General features: G+C 38.4%; 13 protein-coding genes, 1 rRNA gene and 1 pseudogene. 11 read left to right on the top strand and 4 right to left on the bottom strand.

The genetic code is table 11. The features are described from left to right. The first annotated feature begins 6 nt into the window (after positions 1 to 6). The 5 genes from truA to MHB65_RS24205 all read left to right on the top strand — a co-directional run bounded on the left by truA (position 7) and on the right by MHB65_RS24205 (position 5012). Positions 7 to 747 carry a tRNA pseudouridine(38-40) synthase TruA gene (gene truA / locus MHB65_RS24225; protein WP_342442021.1) on the top strand — a complete coding sequence of 247 codons (741 nt, stop codon included), beginning with the start codon at positions 7 to 9 and terminating at the stop codon, positions 745 to 747. Positions 748 to 925: 178 nt separating this feature from the next. Beyond that, positions 926 to 1363: a 50S ribosomal protein L13 gene (gene rplM / locus MHB65_RS24220; protein ID WP_004233742.1), complete on the top strand. Its 438-nt coding sequence runs from the start codon at positions 926 to 928 to the stop codon at positions 1361 to 1363. Positions 1364 to 1388: 25 nt separating this feature from the next. Then, entirely contained in the window at positions 1389 to 1781 is a 393-nt protein-coding gene (gene rpsI / locus MHB65_RS24215) for a 30S ribosomal protein S9 (protein WP_004233744.1), read from the top strand. 227 nt (positions 1782 to 2008) lie between these two features. Next, complete coding sequence (locus tag MHB65_RS24210) at positions 2009 to 4003, top strand: AraC family transcriptional regulator (RefSeq protein WP_342442020.1); 1995 nt, start codon at positions 2009 to 2011, stop codon at positions 4001 to 4003. Between the two features lie 541 nt (positions 4004 to 4544). After that, positions 4545 to 5012, top strand: coding sequence for a hypothetical protein (locus tag MHB65_RS24205; protein ID WP_342442019.1), 468 nt, complete (start codon positions 4545 to 4547; stop codon positions 5010 to 5012). A 62-nt stretch (positions 5013 to 5074) separates the two neighbouring features. On the opposite strand, the gene MHB65_RS24200 is transcribed toward MHB65_RS24205, so the two are convergent. Further along, the gene (locus MHB65_RS24200) at positions 5075 to 7027 is read right to left on the bottom strand and encodes a helix-turn-helix domain-containing protein (RefSeq protein ID WP_342442018.1); all 1953 of its coding nucleotides are present in this window, start codon (positions 7025 to 7027) and stop codon (positions 5075 to 5077) included. A 940-nt stretch (positions 7028 to 7967) separates the two neighbouring features. On the opposite strand from MHB65_RS24200, the gene MHB65_RS24195 reads away from it, so the two are divergent. Beyond that, complete coding sequence (locus MHB65_RS24195; protein WP_342442017.1) at positions 7968 to 9755, top strand: ABC transporter ATP-binding protein; 1788 nt, start codon at positions 7968 to 7970, stop codon at positions 9753 to 9755. Positions 9756 to 10002: 247 nt separating this feature from the next. Here the strand turns inward: MHB65_RS24195 and MHB65_RS24190 are convergent, their stop codons facing one another. Continuing rightward, positions 10003 to 10611 carry an ankyrin repeat domain-containing protein gene (locus MHB65_RS24190; protein WP_342442016.1) on the bottom strand — a complete coding sequence of 203 codons (609 nt, stop codon included), beginning with the start codon at positions 10609 to 10611 and terminating at the stop codon, positions 10003 to 10005. 505 nt (positions 10612 to 11116) lie between these two features. Between MHB65_RS24190 and MHB65_RS24185 the strand changes: the two are divergent. From MHB65_RS24185 to MHB65_RS24175, 3 genes and pseudogenes are all read left to right on the top strand, one after another. After that, a pseudogene (locus MHB65_RS24185) lies at positions 11117 to 11998 on the top strand (DUF4822 domain-containing protein); the annotation flags it as partial. Positions 11999 to 12128: 130 nt separating this feature from the next. Then, positions 12129 to 12842, top strand: coding sequence for an N-acetylmuramoyl-L-alanine amidase (locus tag MHB65_RS24180; protein ID WP_342442014.1), 714 nt, complete (start codon positions 12129 to 12131; stop codon positions 12840 to 12842). Between the two features lie 72 nt (positions 12843 to 12914). After that, positions 12915 to 13970, top strand: a complete 1056-nt coding sequence (locus MHB65_RS24175) for a P-loop NTPase (protein ID WP_342442013.1) — start codon at positions 12915 to 12917, stop codon at positions 13968 to 13970. A gap of 56 nt (positions 13971 to 14026) precedes the next feature. Here MHB65_RS24175 and gerD read toward each other — a convergent pair whose 3' ends face one another. Beyond that, positions 14027 to 14635: a spore germination lipoprotein GerD gene (gene gerD, locus MHB65_RS24170; protein ID WP_205446150.1), complete on the bottom strand. Its 609-nt coding sequence runs from the start codon at positions 14633 to 14635 to the stop codon at positions 14027 to 14029. A 151-nt stretch (positions 14636 to 14786) separates the two neighbouring features. Here gerD and MHB65_RS24165 point away from each other — a divergent pair, with 151 nt between their 5' ends. Next, positions 14787 to 15461: a KinB-signaling pathway activation protein gene (locus MHB65_RS24165; RefSeq protein ID WP_205446149.1), complete on the top strand. Its 675-nt coding sequence runs from the start codon at positions 14787 to 14789 to the stop codon at positions 15459 to 15461. A 38-nt stretch (positions 15462 to 15499) separates the two neighbouring features. On the opposite strand, the gene MHB65_RS24160 is transcribed toward MHB65_RS24165, so the two are convergent. Further along, on the bottom strand, positions 15500 to 16156 hold the full coding sequence (locus tag MHB65_RS24160) for a hypothetical protein (protein WP_342442012.1): 657 nt from the start codon (positions 16154 to 16156) through the stop codon (positions 15500 to 15502). A 269-nt stretch (positions 16157 to 16425) separates the two neighbouring features. On the opposite strand from MHB65_RS24160, the gene MHB65_RS24155 reads away from it, so the two are divergent. Next, positions 16426 to 17977 (top strand): 16S ribosomal RNA (locus tag MHB65_RS24155). The last annotated feature ends 170 nt before the right edge of the window (positions 17978 to 18147 follow it).

The raw sequence follows: 18147 nt of genomic DNA, 5'->3' as shown, positions 1-18147 counted from the left end.
GGCTTTATGCGACGATTAAAAGTAATTATAAGCTATGATGGAACGCTTTTTTCTGGCTACCAAGTACAGCCAGGGGAGCGCACAGTGCAGGCTGAGCTTGAGCGTGTTCTAGCCATTATGCATAAGGGAGAAAAGGTGAAGGTAACTGCAAGTGGTCGTACTGATGCTAGAGTTCATGCGACAGGGCAAACGTTGCATTTTGATACACCACTCGCCATCCCAACAGAAAAGTATAGTAAGGCTTTGAATGTGCAACTACCTAGAGATATTCGCGTATTATCGGTAGAGGAAGTGGCACATGATTTTCATGCGCGTTACAGCGTGGCTGGGAAGCGATACCGTTATATTTGGTCTTGTGAGCCTATTCAAAGTCCATTCCGCAGATATTACACTGTGGAGACAAATGGAGTTAAACCCGACGTAGAGGCAATGCAAGAGGCTGCTAAGGCTATCATTGGTACACATGACTTTTCTTGTTTTTGTGCAGCGAATACAAGCGTGAAAGATAAAGTACGCACAGTAACAATGCTGCAGTTTGAATGGCATGGAGAGGAGCTACATATGGTGATTGAAGGTAATGGCTTCTTATATAATATGGTACGTATTATTGCAGGTACTCTTTGGGAGGTTGGCATTGGTCGACGGAAGATCGACAATGTGTCGCAGGTAGTTGCTTCAGGTGATCGTGATAAGGCGGGAAAAACCGCACCACCACAAGGTCTATACTTAGAAAAAGTGTTCTATTAGTGGTGTTCTACAATTCTGAACAACTTCACCAGGTGTTTAATGAAATTGCTTGACTTTAAAAGTCATTCATTATATGATAACAGATGGTATTTTCATTACCACCACAAATAAGCCCCGAAACTTATAGTGTAGTCTAATGAAAAATAACGGTAATCGAATCGATTAGGAGGATATATACATGCGTACAACATTCATGGCTAAAGGTCACGAAGTAGACCGTAAATGGTTAGTAGTTGATGCAGAAGGCCAAACTCTTGGACGTTTAGCTTCTGAAGTAGCTGCAATCTTACGTGGTAAACATAAACCAACATTCACACCAAACGTTGACACAGGTGATCACGTAATCATCATCAACGCTGACAAAATCCATTTAACTGGTAACAAATTAGAGGGTAAACTTTACCGTCACCACACTCAATTTGCGGGTGGTTTAAAAACTCGTACTGCTGGTGAAATGTTAGATAAATACCCAACAAGAATGATCGAATTAGCAGTTAAAGGAATGCTTCCTAAAAACTCTTTAGGTCGTAAAATGTTCACTAAACTTAATGTTTACACTGGAACAGAGCATCCACATGCTGCACAAAAACCAGAAGCATACGAGCTTCGCGGATAATATAAATTAAGAGGAGGATATTACTTTGGCACAAGTTCAATACATCGGCACTGGTCGCCGTAAAAGCTCTGTAGCTCGCGTACGTTTAGTACCAGGTACAGGTAAAATTGTTATCAACAAACGTGAAATCGAAGAATACGTACCATTCGCTGCATTACGCGAAGTAATTAAACAACCATTAGTAGCTACTGAAACTACAGGAAGCTATGATATCCACGTAAACGTTAACGGTGGTGGATACACTGGTCAAGCTGGTGCTGTTCGTCACGGTATCGCTCGTGCTCTACTTCAAGTAGACCCAGATTTCCGTGCTGCATTAAAATCAGCTGGATTACTTACTCGTGATTCACGCATGAAAGAACGTAAAAAACCAGGTCTACGCGGCGCTCGTCGTGCACCTCAGTTCTCAAAACGTTAATATCGGCTTTTCAAGACTCTTTTCACTTATGTGGAAAGGGTCTTTTTTATTTTTAGGAGCGTAGGATAAAAATCTCTAATACATTCCGTTTTAATGTACGAGGTCTATTCATTTTCTAATATGCTTTTCGTTACTTCACTTGTCGGAAATTTGCAACTTCATTTTTATTAAGGCGTGCTTGATAATAGGGAATAAGTAAATGAATACTCTATATGGGGGTTAGAAAAATGGAGGAATCCGCTTTTTCGAGTTATTTTACAAAGGATTTAATCGATATTGCAGCTAAACTATGGATGCGCTCGTCGATTTCATTGATAGATGTTCGTCATAAAACACTTTTTCCCAATCAATCAATAGACGCATACAGGGCACCAAGTAGTATGCTCATTTATACATATGGAGAGCAGGCGAATATAACATTAAATAAAACATTGCACCATTCCGAACATTTTGGTGTTTTTCATGCTGGAAAAGGAACGCAATTATCAATTGAACCAATTCATTCTAGCATTCAAAGCTGGATGATTTTCTATAAGGCTGAGACGGCACCATTCTATAAAAGAGACATTCATCGCTTGCGGGAAAAAGTAGACCCTTTCTCGCAAATCTATGGTTTTTCACTAAGGAATCCGATTTCTTCAATTAATAAAGTCCAAAAATTATATGAACATTGGGTAGTTGGCACAACAGAGGATCAATTATATGCTAAAGCACTACTGTATCAACTTGTTTATGAAATTTACCATGAAATTAGAGAAGGCGCGGTTCGCATCTTTGAACAAGATTATGTTGCTCTTGCTAAGCAATATTTGGATGAGCATTATGCTGAACCAATATCCATACAAACATTTGTAGAAATGTTTCCGATAAGTAGAAGCCAGTTAAGTCGACTGTTTAAAAAGCGTGAACATAAAAGTTTACAAGAATATTTAAACGAAAGGAGATTGGATGCGGCTAAAGAGCATTTACGACAATCTTTTGCAACAATTCAAGAGATTGCTGCAGGTTGCGGTTTTTTAGATGAGTTGAATCTGATTCGAATGTTTAAGAAATATTATCAGATGACTCCGAGTGAGTATAGAAGAAAAATGATAATGAACATGCCTAGAAATGATATTGATAATGATTCTCAACAAATTTACAATGATGATGGACTAGGGAAACTAGTTAAATTTAAAGGAGATGATGAGTTATCAATGCTTAAAAAAATGAGAGGAAAAGAAATACTTTTCCCAGCAATACTTAGCTTAATGATGTTGTTATCAGCGTGTTCTGCAACAACACCGACAAATAATACAGAACAAACAGGGACACATGCGGAGGTAAATGGAAATCAATCGCAAACGAGGATTGTTAAAACGGATAATGGGGAGGTGGAGATTCCTGCGAATCCGAAGCGAATTTTTATAGCAGATTGGTCAATCGTAGGTAATGTCATTCCTTTTGAGAGAAATTTAATAGGGGTAGAGAGTTATTTTGAGCAGTATGCTGAATTTGATAAATGGGAGACATCTTGGAGTGAACAAATCGAAGAAATAAAGTATGTTGATCGAGAAAATTTAGAAAATATATTAGCAATGAATCCGGATTTAATTATTACGGGTATACACTTTGATGATTCTGTTGAAAAGTATAGTAAAATTGCGCCAACAATTACTGTTGATATAGGAAATATGAGTTTAGAAGAGTCGCTTGAATTTTTTGGAGAAATATTCGGCATGGAAAATCGTGCGGATGATTTAATCGATCAGTATCATAAACAAATTGAGACTGCCAAAGTACGATTAAAAGATGCTGGTCTTTTAGATAAACGAATTGGATTTGTGCAAGGGGTTGAAGGCAAAGAAGTACATGTTCATGGCAATTTAAACCCTTCAATTATTTATCAAGAGCTAGGCATGCCAGCGCCAAAGTTGATTGAAAAGAAAGTTTTTAATACTGGTGAATCTAAAGGATTTGCAGAAAAAATTTCTATTGAAGTATTACCAGATTACTTGGCTGATGCAGATATTATTGGTTATACGAAATTTGAGGATGTGGAAAGTTTAAAGAAGGAATTATCGAAAGTAACATTATGGAATGATATCCCAGCAGTGCAAGAAGAAAACGTACTATACTTTGATTTTGATAGTTCGATAATTGGTTATGATTATATCAGTAAGATGATTGCATTAGATGATTTTGTGACGCAATTAATAGAGTTACCGATTGCAAAGAAATAGGCTTCAGAGTGTCGACAAACTAATTTTGTAACAAAAAGTTATCATATGTCGGTATTTGGTTTTAGTTTTCTAAGTTCAAATGTTTTTCTGAATCCTTGAAAATAAAGGGTTTGGAAAATCTAAAAAGAATTGTGCTTATAGCCTCCTAATTTTAAAAAAATAGACAAAGTCGATTTTTCGGACTTTGTCTATAGTCTGGAGCCCCGTCATAAAGGAGGCTTTTTTGTATGTAGTTGTTTTATTTAATGCAAACGTCTTGGCTTCATTTTATGAAAGATATAGCGGATGATAGAGAGTCTAGAAGCATGAATCAATCAAGTTTTCTAAGGAATCAATTGATATCGCTACTAAAGTCCGGATACGTTCAGCAATCTAATGAATTGATGTACGTCATAATATCATTTTGCCGCATCAGCCAATGAGGTTCTGAAACATGGGGTTCTATCTCCTTAGAGCAATTGAATAAAATAGCTCTACTATTTTTTATAATGAAATGTCTACTTTAGAAGATAGAGTAACACTTTTTGGAGAAGTATTTGGCATGCCTGAACAAGCTACAGCACTTATAAGGGATTATGAAATCAAGGTAGAGGGAGCGAAACAAAAGTTTATAGATGCGGGTATATATGATAAGAAGATTGTGTTTTTACAAGGTGTTGAAGAGGGTACACCTGGGATTCAGGGTGATAAAACAAGGGGGATTGTATATGGAAATTTAGGTATGAAAGCCCCTAAAAGTGTAGAAAAGGAATTTTTAAATAGAGGTAACCCTAAATCAGAAGGTTATTACTCTCCAATTTCTTTGGAAGTGCTAGATGAATATTTGAATGAAACAGACATCATTGCTCATACAAACTTCAATCCAAATCTAGATGAACTGAAAAACAGTCTTGAATCAGTTGCCTTATGGAAAATGTTAGATATAGTAAAAGAAGATAATATTATGTATTACTCAAATAACGATACGCTCATGGATTATGATTATGCTAGCAGAATGTCAAAACTCTAAAGATTGCTGTTTACTAAGCAAATCTTTAGAGTTTTTTTGAGTTTTGTTACGTTAATCGCTTATTACCTATTATTCTCTAAAATTAACTCAGTTATTATATCCAGTTGATGTAATACGCTAATAGGATCATTAAGTAGAAATTGGTCGAAATCAATTTCATATACTGTATCATTCTGAAAAGCAGCCGTATTCGCCCAAAGCTTTTTGTTTTCCTTAAATGTTTCTTCTGCCCCTTTATTGTTTGCTAGCAATAAGTGGTCACCGATATATTCGGGAATGACCTCAGCTGAAACTTCCCAAACTTCCCCATTTAGCACATCAGCCTGTACTTTTTCTTGTGGTGTTAAACCTAAATACTTATAGATAATATTTCCACCCATATTGACATCATCATAAATAAAGAAGTTTTCGGGGCGTACATTCAATATTGTAAAAGTTTCTTCTTCACTAATAACAGCTTTAACTTTTTCTTTAGCTACATCTACCTTCTTTTGAAATTCAGCAAGCCAACGCTCGCTTTCCTCTTCTTTGCCTAAAATGTCTCCAAACATATGAAGTTCATCTGTTAAACTATCTGAATGATTGGGTATGACAATTGTAGGTGCAATTTTACTGAAAGCTTCATACCCTCCACCATCTCGCCAAGCTTCCGTCAAAATAATCAAATCCGGCTCTAGAGAAGCTACTTTTTCGAGGTTCAATGGAAATATACCGACATCTTCAATATCATTTTCAGCAATAAATCCAGTTTGTAAAGGGTAACTAGAACTGCCGACTGGCTCGACGCCCAATGCCATTAATTGTCCAACCTTTACATCAGTAAATACCCGCTTAGGTTCTAATGGAATTTCTGTCTCACCATCAATATGCTTATAAGTTTTAGTTTCAGAAGTTCCCTTTCCTTCACTACTTACAGCTGTTACTAGGTTATTTCGCTCATTTTCTGAGCTTGCCTTACCACTATCTGCTTGACATCCACTTATGAATATTGATAAACAAACAAGAAGTAGTGAAGTGAGCGTAGGCTTTGTACGGTTTGTAATAAACAATTGTATCTCTCCTTCTGATTGAGAAAGGTTCTCAATTTCTTTTGTTCCTTCATTATAAGAAAGCGAAGATGTAGGAACAATGGAGAATAGTGAAGATTTAGATGGATTAAGATGTAGACCTTGATGGTCAATCCTTCTTTCACGAAAGTGAAGCGGAGATACTCCGAAGTGCTTTTTAAACAACCTGCTAAAGTAATACATATCCGGATATCCTGTGCTTAAAGCTATTTCCCCTACACTTAGCTGACTAGTCAATAAAAGTTGACTAGCTTGTTCTAATCGTATTCCCATAATATAATCATTTGGACTTTTTCCGATTTCAGCTTTAAACAACCTATGCATATAACTAACGCTACAGCCGAGTAAATCAGCCAACTGCTCCATTGTAATAACTTCTTTGTAGTTTTTATGAATATAATTCAGCGCATTGGTAATAAGTTTAGAAGGTCTCCCTTTATCTGTTGAGTTTTGCAAGAGATTGAATAACTCGTAAATAAATTCATAGAACAATGATTTTGTGCGGATTTTGCTCAATTCATCACATTTTCCCCATTCTTCATATAACCCGCGAATGTGATTATATAGAACTCCAGGCTCTTGGGGGACAACATGATAAAATAGATGTAATGGTTCTAGTAACTGATTTGCTGATTGTTTAGCAAAAGGGCTTACAGTTACATCTGGATTACTTACCTTGAAATAAATAAGATAATATGAAAACGCATTCCTTGCAGGCATAATGTCCATCTCTGACCCTTTACCTGTATGAACTAAATGGTGTTGCTTGACATAACATTTATGTTCATCTATTCGTACAAAGGCATTACCACTAGAAACAAACAGAAATACATTGGCAGGAAGTTTGTAATTGCACAGATCCTGTCCATCACATATAACATGATGGCGAATATCTAAAATTCGAACAGTAGCCCTATTCCACAACTTGATTTGTTCATTCCAATTCATATTTTCACCCCCAACATATCCGTTGCTTAAGATGATAATGATTCTCAAATACAATTGCAATATACATTGCAATTTACTTAATTAAATTTGATTTTGATAACCGAAATTGATATTGATAATCATTGTCATTTGAATTACTATACAATATAGAAGATTAATGTAGAGGGAGGGTCAAACAAATGACGGAGGAGTAAGTTTTAGGGACTGCTTATAAAAGAGAAGGAAGGGATTCGTTTTTTTTAACAGATTATGTTGAATTAGTCATTCAATACTTAGACTTAGATCAGGACTATACCAAGCTGATATCCATTCAATTACTTGCTGAAATGTTTAGGGAGTCAATTAAGCAAATTTGTTGAAGCTGGGGAAGCGTAAAACAGTGCAAGATTGTTTAAATGAAAAAAGACTCGGGCACAAGGTGATATTTACGAAATACAAATGTAACGATTCAAAAAGTTGCTTCGGAGGTGGCTTTCTTGGTGAGTTGAATTTAATTCGTAATTTTTAAAGTGGATTGTAAGAAGACGCCGATCGATTATTGAAGAAAATTAACAACTTATATTTAAAATTATTTAAATATTTAAATAATAAAGGGTGTGCTGAGTAAGCTGATTAATCCAAAAAGGAATGAATTGTTATCTAATTTTTGGAAGTATAGAAATGATTTTAGCGGTGCTGATGTGTTTGCTGCTGTTATTCTCAACAGTACTAGCGAGTAGCATAGATTCATCAAAGGAGGCGTATGCATAGACAAACACTCATAAAATATTAAATACGGAGGAGACGGGAACGCGAATGGTTACAACAGTATACAGGCGTGTGGAGGTGCCGGTTTTTTCACAGTGGACTATAATTGCACTTTTTACTCAGGTAGGGGGTGTTATTTTTTTTGCGAAGAAATTGGTAAGTTCGATAATAAATAAGAAGGGGTGTTTGTGGTATGAAGATTGCGTGGCGTATTTTGTATAGTGCTAAAAGATACTGGTTACAGCTAAGTTTTGGGCTTCTGGGTGTAGTTGTAGCTACAATATCCGGATTTTATTTGCCATGGGCGTTAAGGGAACTGACTAGTCTAGCGACAGAGGGAAGCGAGAATTTTGCTACTGGTGCGTTGTATATTGGTCTTGCCTTACTTGGGGCAACCGCCTTACAAGCAATCGCCACTTCAGCGGCTGGCTATTTGAATCATTATGCGGGTATGCATTATGTATCGGATTTGAGGACAAAGCTTTACGGAAAGTTTCAGCGAATGAGTTTACGTTATTTCAATAAAAGCCGAACGGGTGATTTGACTGGTCGAGTAGTGAATGACGCGATGGAGGCAGAGATCTTTTTGGCGTATGTCATTCCTGAGTTTGTAATCAACGTATTGACTTTTATTGGTGTAGGAATTTTGCTACTAACGATCAATGTCAAGCTGGCTTTGCTTAGCCTCACTACCATTCCTTTTCTTTTAGCAATTACGATTTGGCAAAGTAAGCGCCTCTCGCCGATGTGGAAAGAGAATGCCAAGGCACGTGGAGAAATATCGGGCAAAGTGCAGGAGAACTTATCTGGAATTAAAGAGATCCAGATTTTCAATCGTCAGCATGTAGAACAGCGTAGGATATCACAATTATCATTAAAACAAGCGAACACGTATTTAAAAGCACGCTTTCTCTATGAGACTTCGTATCCTTTGCTCGCCTTTGTAACAGCACTTGGAACCGTTCTAGTTGTCATTGTAGGCGGTAGATTGGTAGCAACAGGGGAAATTAGCATTGCTGATATCATCGGTTTTATTGCTTACTTAGGGCTGTTTTATACCCCAGTTAAGACGTTTTCGGCATTGGCAGAAAGAGCAGGGCAAGCGAGCGCGGGTTGCAAACGTGTGTTTGAAGTTTTGGATCAACAATCGGATATTCAAGAAAAGAAAGATGCGATTGTTCTACCTCGAGTAACAGGAAAAATTGATTTTCAGAATGTTTCTTTTGCCTATCAAGATGGGATACCTATTATAGAGAATGTTAATTTAACGATTGCCCCTGGGCAGTCCGTTGCTTTAGTTGGTACAACGGGTGTAGGTAAATCGACGCTGGCTAGCTTAATCAACCGTTTTTATGATCCCCAAGAAGGTTCAATCGAAATTGATGGCATTGATCTTCGTGATGTAACGTTGGAAAGTCTACGAAGTAATATCTCGATGGTTTTGCAGGATACGTTTTTGTTTGATGGCACAGTGTATGACAATATTGCATATGGTTGGAAAGATGCGACGAATGAACAAGTTTTGGAGGCAGCAAAGGCAGCGAATGCCCATAGTTTTATTGAACAGATGGACGAAGGGTATGACACAATTATCGGTGAGCGTGGCGTGCGTCTGTCAGGGGGACAAAAACAACGGCTGTCGATTGCCAGAGCGATACTGCGCAATGCCCCCATTTTGATTTTGGATGAAGCGACCTCTTCTTTGGATACAAAGACTGAAAAAGAGATTCAGCAAGCGCTTGATGAGATTGCTAAAGGGAGGACGACATTGGTGATTGCCCACCGTTTGTCCACAATTCGTCGTGCCGATAAGATTGTAGTACTTGATAGAACGGGAATTGCCGAAGTTGGTACCCATGATGAATTAATCAGTCTCGATGGAATTTACGCACACTTGCATGCTACGGGAAATGACGAACATCCTGCAGTTACAATGGGATCAAGAGAGGAGAGTGGACCTCCAATTTTTCAGAATAGTTAATGAATAGATTGAGAACACGTGGTGTAGAAGTGACACCCGTAGTTTGGAGGAGCTAGCATAAATAATTCTTCCTAACCCCTACTCAGCCACAGCACAGCACACATAGGTAATGTTCCCTAGAAGTGTAAAACTGATGCTGTGCTTCTTTTCTTGACGCTCAGATTTCGAATGCTCAGCGTGCTGTTTATAATCCCCCGCTCTCAGCGCATTTTAGCAAGTTTAATACGCTTTAGAACCCCTCCTTAAGTTAACGATTACAACTGCGCTCAGATACCGCTTCTTTTAAAATCTGCACAATTTCATAAAAACCTAGTTTTTTTGCATGCTGTAATGGTGTGACCCCATCTCGATCGCCAATAGTCATATCAGCACCATAATCGACTAATAATTGCACAATTTCTTGGTGTTTCTCCCCACCATTTCCTAATATGACTGCCTCCAATAGAGCTGACCAATGTAAATTGTTAATGTGATTGACATGAATGTCTGAGTGATTAAGTAGCTCACGGACTACCTCCACATGCCCACGTTCTGATGCAGGGATGATGGCAATTCCACCAAAGCGATTAGTCAGCTTTGTATCAGCCCCTGCCGCTATGGCAAGTTTAACAATTTCTAAATAACCCGATGCACCTGCATGTAAAAGAACGTTCTCAAGGTTATTATCTCTTATATTAATATCAGCACCATGTTGGATGAGTACCTTCACAGTATCCACCTGATTATGATAAGTGGCAGCTAGGACAGCGGTTCTTCCATACGGATCCGTTGTATTAATATTGATGCCATTTTGCAGAAGTGCTAATACTTTATCCTTATCACCGTTTGCTGCTGCAAGTATCAATTGATCAATCATTTTTCCACCTTCATTTCTTTGGGTTGTCCACTAGTGGTATAGAACTGTAGCCGACTTTTTGTTTATAAAAATATGGTAACACGTAGCGAATTGCACGAGTAATATTAAAAAAATATGCTAGGCTTAGCTTTTTCATATAATAAAAAATGGTGAGGTAGTTGTTTGCGATTAAGTATATCTAGAAAATAATAATTAGCTTTTTTACATAAACATCACTATTTCTGTACAGATTTAATATATATTAAAAATATTTTCGTATAAGTTTATGTTTTTTTAAGAAATTATTTAGGGGGAGTTTAACATTCCACTTTAATATAAGTTTCAGAAGGTACAACAAACCTTTCATTTTACTTGAGATTTGTCATTATGGGTTTGATGTAACTCAAAAATATAAACTAACCGATGGAGGTAAGTAGGTATGAAAAAATTATTGATAGTATCTGTTGCAGCAATGGCATTACTTGCAGCATGTCAAGATAAGGAGCCTGCAAAAGGCAGTGCTACGAATAGTGAGGAAGTCAAAACAGAAAGTGCTGCAACAGGAAATACAGTAAAGGATCCATTAACGAAGGGACAAGAAATGGGCAATATCCTAGGTAGTACGAATTGGCAAGGTACAAAAGTTTATGATAAAGATAACAATGATTTAACTGCGGCGAACGCAAACTACATTGGTTTAGCAAAATACGATACTGAGACAGGTCATTATGAATTCTTTGATGCTACTACGGGTGAAAGCCGTGACGATAAAGGGACGTTTTTTATAACAAACGATGGGAAACAAAGAATTTTAATTTCTGATTCCAAAAACTATCAAGCTGTTGTAGAGATTACTGAGCTAAACGATAGCATTTTTACTTATAAAAGAATGGGTAAAGATACTGCTGGCAATGATGTAGAAGTATTTGTGGAACATATCCCATATAAAGAAAAAGAGTTGGCATTTACAGATTCAGATAAAACGCTAGTTGCTTCAACAGGTGATATTGTGACAGATGTTGACGGAGACAAAATTTTAGCTGGCACACTATGGCATGGAACTGTTGTGTTAGATGAAGCGGGTAATGATGTAACAGAGTACAATTCAAATTTCATCAGTATTGCAAAATATGATGCAGATACAAATAAATATGAGTTCTTTAATCCTGAAACAGGCGAGAGCCGTGGGGACTATGGTTACTTTGATGTCATCCATGATAATAAAATAAGAGCCCATGTTTCTATCGGTGATAATAAGTATGGTGTTGCTCTTGAAATTACTGAAATCAATGATAAGAAGTTCACGTATAAGCGAACAGGTAAAGACAAAGATGGTAATGAGATCACTGTATTTGTAGAGCATGAGCCATATGAAGGTGAACTTAAACCTACATTTACAATACAATAAATTTGTTCTTCCTCCCTTAATATAGAAGAAATTAAAACTCTCAAGTTTGTGACTTGGGAGTTTTTTTTACTTTCTGGCATAGTTCATCCACTAATTTCGTACACTAAATGTAAAAGGGTGGTGGATATGGGTGAAGCGCTGGCTTGCACTAGGAGTAATTATGCTTATGAGTATAGTGGTCGTGGCATATGAAACAAATGCTTCGGACCGTAACTTCTTCTTACCGGACCCACTTGGTGGCATAAAAATTGTCATTGATGCAGGGCATGGTGGTGAGGATGGAGGAGCTTCAAAGGGCGAAGTGATTGAAAAGGAGATTACACTTGCAATTGCTCAGCATGTGGAGAAGCAATTAAAGAAAAAAGGCGCAACGGTTATAATGACACGAACAAAAAATGGGGATGTAATTGATGAGCATGCGCCATCAGAAAAATATGGAACATTAAGAGAACGAAAAAAGCAAGATATCTTCCTTAGAAAGGATATCGTGGAAAAGGAAAAGCCTGATGTATTTATAACAATTCATGCTAATGCCATACCTGAATCAAAATGGCGTGGCGCACAGGTATTTTACCATAAGGAAGGACATGCTGATGGGGAGATTCTTGCCAAGAGTATTCAACAATCCATTCGCACTAATTTAAAAAATACAGACCGCGAAGCATTGTCTATTAAGCAAATTTATTTATTGAAGAAAGTGGAAGTACCTGCAGCATTAGTGGAGACTGGTTTCATTAGTAATGATGAGGAACGAGCATTATTAATTGACAAGAACTATCAAGAAAAAATGGCAGATGCCATAGTTGAAGGTATAGAAGAGTATCTATTAGCTAAAATTGAGTAGAGCAACATCTACAACGTAAATTAAATCATTATGATATACTAATATCGAGACAATATAAGGGGAGTGTTCGTCGTGATTACTGAACAACAAGTACGAGAAATACTAGGACAACTACAAGATCCATTTTTACATAAATCGCTTGCAGAAACAGATGGTATTACGAACGTAGCAATAAAAGAAGAAAAAAATCATGTCAGTGTAAAAATTGCGATTGCTAAACTGAATACACCTGAGCAATTACAGCTACAAATGAAGGTTGTTGAGGTGCTGAAAGAAGCGGGAGCAAGTACGGTTGGTATTCGTTTTGAAGAACTATCGACAGAAAAATTACAAAGCTTCCGTGGCACAGCAACAGAGTCAGAAGCACAAGATATTTTGTCTCCACTCAGCACAGTACAAGTAATTTCAATTGCTTCTGGTAAAGGTGGAGTTGGTAAATCTACAGTATCAGTTAACTTAGCTGTTGCTTTAGCACGTCTAGGAAAGAAAGTTGGCTTAATCGACGCAGATATTTATGGATTTAGTGTGCCCGATATGATGGGTGTGACGGATATGCCTAAAGTAGTGGATAATCGTATTTTCCCAGTAGATCGCCTTGGTGTAAAAATGATTTCAATGGGCTTTTTTGTGGAAAATAACGCACCGATCGTATGGCGTGGTCCAATGCTAGGTAAAGTATTAGACCAGTTCTTCCGTGATGTTGAGTGGGGTGAGTTAGACTATCTATTATTAGATTTACCTCCAGGCACAGGTGACGTTGCATTAGATATCCATCAAATGCTACCATCATCAAAAGAAATCGTTGTAACAACACCACATCCAACAGCAGCCTTTGTTGCAGCTCGTGCAGGGGCAATGGCGCTTCAAACAGACCATGAAATTTTAGGCGTTATTGAAAACATGGCTTGGTTTGAATCTAAATCAGGTGACCGAGAATTTGTCTTTGGGCAAGGAGGAGGACCTAAGCTAGCTGACGAACTACGTACAGAGCTGCTTGGACAAATCCCACTTGGGCAACCAGATTGGACAGATGAAGATTTCGCTCCTTCTGTATATGCTGAAAAACATACAACAGGACAAATATATTTAGACATCGCGACGAAAATCATTGATAAATTAAATAAATAATAAAAAAACGGATTTCCACCAATTTTTTGGGGAAATCCGTTTTTACATGACCAAGGTTACTCGGTACTTTTTTGTTCCTTATCCGATCCGCCACCACTATCGCCACTTGCTTCTTTTTTATCGCCACTTCCTGATGAACCTGTTTCGCCACTTTTTTTAATAAGTTCCTGCCATTTAGATTGCATTAAAGGGCTTTCGATTGTTTCCTTTACGACTTCCTCCATCTGCTTGCGCATATTGGATGATTTGAGGATAGTTTCTAACTGCTTTTGCATATCGGGTTGTCCGAAAAATGCCTCCATATCCTTTTGGAAAGTCGGATCTTTTATTAAGTTCTTCATAATATCCTGTTGCTGTTTTTGCATGCTTTTCGCAACAGTTTCTTTAAACTTTGGATCTTCAAAGGTTTTCTTCCAAAAGTCTTCTGCTTCCTTGGAAAGTAAAGTTTCCTCAGTAGCTTTTTTCACTTCATCATGCTCTAAAATCAAAAGCTCACGGAAACTCGGCTCTTCCAAAAGCTGTCGCAATGCCTTTTTACCATCCTCTGTTTGCAAAGAGTCAATCATGATTTTTTTTATTTCATCATAGGACATGGTAGAGGTTTTATCTTGTGAACAGGCAGCAAGAAAAAGCATTAGAATCAGTAATAAGGTGAATTTTCGCATCGACAATCAGTCCTTTCTCTAGATAGACTCTTTCAATTATTGTTCACATTTCTCTGGACTTTATGTATTGGTTAGGATGAGAAATAGCTTTTTTAACAAGGCATTGATAAAATAAGGACAGATATATTGAGAAATTGGGGGACTTTTAGTTGTGACGATACGAAATTGGGCAAAGTTTTTCTTCTTTGCAATGCTCGTTGGTGGTGCAGTCAACGGAGTTTTTAGTTTATTTATTCGCTGGGAATTCTTCCAACCATACATAGCAAACGGTCAATGGGGTGAATTCTTCGCAGGACTTTTATGGATGGTTTTCTTAGGGTTTACAATGAGTGTTATTGCACAGGCTGGCTTTTTTGCTTATTTAACACTTCATCAAGTAGGTGTAAATATTTTTAGAACACTGACATTATGGAATTGGGTACAACTATTATTAATTGCCATCACGGTTTTCGATATTATTTTCTTCCGCTTTATTCCTGGTGTGAAGGATGGGCAAAGTTGGTTATTCTATGTTGGATTATTAATTGTTCTAATCTTTGGTGCTATAGCAACAGCTGTTCAAAAAGTAAAATTAACGGGGAAAAAACATGTAATGATTTCGGCTCTATTCTTTATGATTGTCATTACAACGTTGGAATGGACAATTGCATTGATGGGTCGCGATGAAAATATTAATGAGTATGTTGCGCTTTTATTATTCCCATTATTGGCGGTTAACGCGTATCAGTTATTAGTATTGCCTAAATATAATGCAAAATCCGATGAAGATCGTCAAAAATTAGAAGCACGCCGCAAAGCTCGTCGTGAACAGGCTAAAAATGCATAAGAAAAAAATTGCCCCACTTTGTGTGGAGGCAATTTTTTTTATGGGGCTTTTTTAGTTTGAACTTTATAACCAAATATATTTTCTTCAACTGACATAAACTTATGTTGTTGTATTAGCGTGTTAAGCTCTTTAAAGGATATTTGATTGTTTTGATGGAGTGGGAAAAAGACAAAATCACCTTTTTGTAATTTAGTAGTTTTCTCACCTTGCCAAATAAGAGAAGGAGACAGCAAATTCATTTGTTGTTGAAATAAAGATTTCTGTAAATCCTGTGAATATTGATGGTTTCGGGTAGCAAACCATAAAGGCTTTTCTTTTAAATATTTTTCGTAAGTATCAATATCTTTTTGAATGAGCGTAATATCAACGGGTTTTTCTATTGAATCATCTGGACCAAGTAACCCTGTTGGCAATTTTCGTTGTTGTATAATTTTTAAATGATCGGGTGAACGTTTAATCCAGTCAGCGTCCAAAAGTAGAAGCGGATAAGGCTCTTTCACCGTTTGAAGCCATTCTAATAGAGAGTCATCAGAGAAAGAAATCTCTACAATAAGAGATGTGCCATAATGTCCTTTTGTGACCACTACTGGTGCATTCGCAATATTAAATACAGAAATCATCGTTGAATTTATAGGCTTGAGAAAAGCAAAGAGCGTTACGATTAAAAGCAGTGAAATCAACGTTTTACGGACCATAATGATAACCTCGTTTCTAAAATTTAAAATAAAAAATGAATCTCTTTAAAAAAACTTATGATTTAGTGTTGACTTTCATGAATAATCGATGTTATTATGTATAAGTCGCCAAGAGATGACAACGAAATAAAGAACATGAACCTTGAAAACTGAACAAGCAAAACGTAATCAATAAAGTTTTAAGTAGCTAGCTTCGGCGAGTGAACGAAACAAAAATTTTGGACATCAAAATTGATGCCAGCAAAACAATTTGAGCTAATCAAATTTCTTTTATGGAGAGTTTGATCCTGGCTCAGGACGAACGCTGGCGGCGTGCCTAATACATGCAAGTCGAGCGAACAGAGAAGGAGCTTGCTCCTTCGACGTTAGCGGCGGACGGGTGAGTAACACGTGGGCAACCTACCCTATAGTTTGGGATAACTCCGGGAAACCGGGGCTAATACCGAATAATTTGTTTCACCTCATGGTGAAACACTGAAAGACGGTTTCGGCTGTCGCTATAGGATGGGCCCGCGGCGCATTAGCTAGTTGGTGAGGTAACGGCTCACCAAGGCGACGATGCGTAGCCGACCTGAGAGGGTGATCGGCCACACTGGGACTGAGACACGGCCCAGACTCCTACGGGAGGCAGCAGTAGGGAATCTTCCACAATGGGCGAAAGCCTGATGGAGCAACGCCGCGTGAGTGAAGAAGGATTTCGGTTCGTAAAACTCTGTTGTAAGGGAAGAACAAGTACAGTAGTAACTGGCTGTACCTTGACGGTACCTTATTAGAAAGCCACGGCTAACTACGTGCCAGCAGCCGCGGTAATACGTAGGTGGCAAGCGTTGTCCGGAATTATTGGGCGTAAAGCGCGCGCAGGTGGTTTCTTAAGTCTGATGTGAAAGCCCACGGCTCAACCGTGGAGGGTCATTGGAAACTGGGAGACTTGAGTGCAGAAGAGGATAGTGGAATTCCAAGTGTAGCGGTGAAATGCGTAGAGATTTGGAGGAACACCAGTGGCGAAGGCGACTATCTGGTCTGTAACTGACACTGAGGCGCGAAAGCGTGGGGAGCAAACAGGATTAGATACCCTGGTAGTCCACGCCGTAAACGATGAGTGCTAAGTGTTAGGGGGTTTCCGCCCCTTAGTGCTGCAGCTAACGCATTAAGCACTCCGCCTGGGGAGTACGGTCGCAAGACTGAAACTCAAAGGAATTGACGGGGGCCCGCACAAGCGGTGGAGCATGTGGTTTAATTCGAAGCAACGCGAAGAACCTTACCAGGTCTTGACATCCCGTTGACCACTGTAGAGATATAGTTTCCCCTTCGGGGGCAACGGTGACAGGTGGTGCATGGTTGTCGTCAGCTCGTGTCGTGAGATGTTGGGTTAAGTCCCGCAACGAGCGCAACCCTTGATCTTAGTTGCCATCATTTAGTTGGGCACTCTAAGGTGACTGCCGGTGACAAACCGGAGGAAGGTGGGGATGACGTCAAATCATCATGCCCCTTATGACCTGGGCTACACACGTGCTACAATGGACGATACAAACGGTTGCCAACTCGCGAGAGGGAGCTAATCCGATAAAGTCGTTCTCAGTTCGGATTGTAGGCTGCAACTCGCCTACATGAAGCCGGAATCGCTAGTAATCGCGGATCAGCATGCCGCGGTGAATACGTTCCCGGGCCTTGTACACACCGCCCGTCACACCACGAGAGTTTGTAACACCCGAAGTCGGTGAGGTAACCTTTTGGAGCCAGCCGCCGAAGGTGGGATAGATGATTGGGGTGAAGTCGTAACAAGGTAGCCGTATCGGAAGGTGCGGCTGGATCACCTCCTTTCTAAGGATTATTTCGGAATACAAACCTTGGGTTTGTAAGATTACGTTTTGCGTTCAGTTTTGAAGGTTCATTCTTCTGAATGAAATGCTTCAAAACTTGTTCTTTGAAAACTGGATAAAACGACATTGAAATTGTAACAAACACATTTATTTTTTAAGTTTTTTATAGGC

Origin of the sequence: Lysinibacillus sp. FSL K6-0075 (assembly GCF_038592945.1) — a bacterium.
Lineage (GTDB): Bacteria > Bacillota > Bacilli > Bacillales_A > Planococcaceae > Lysinibacillus > Lysinibacillus fusiformis_F.
The sequence above is the reverse complement of the archived record's forward strand: the minus strand, read 5'-3'. Positions and strand labels throughout refer to the sequence as shown.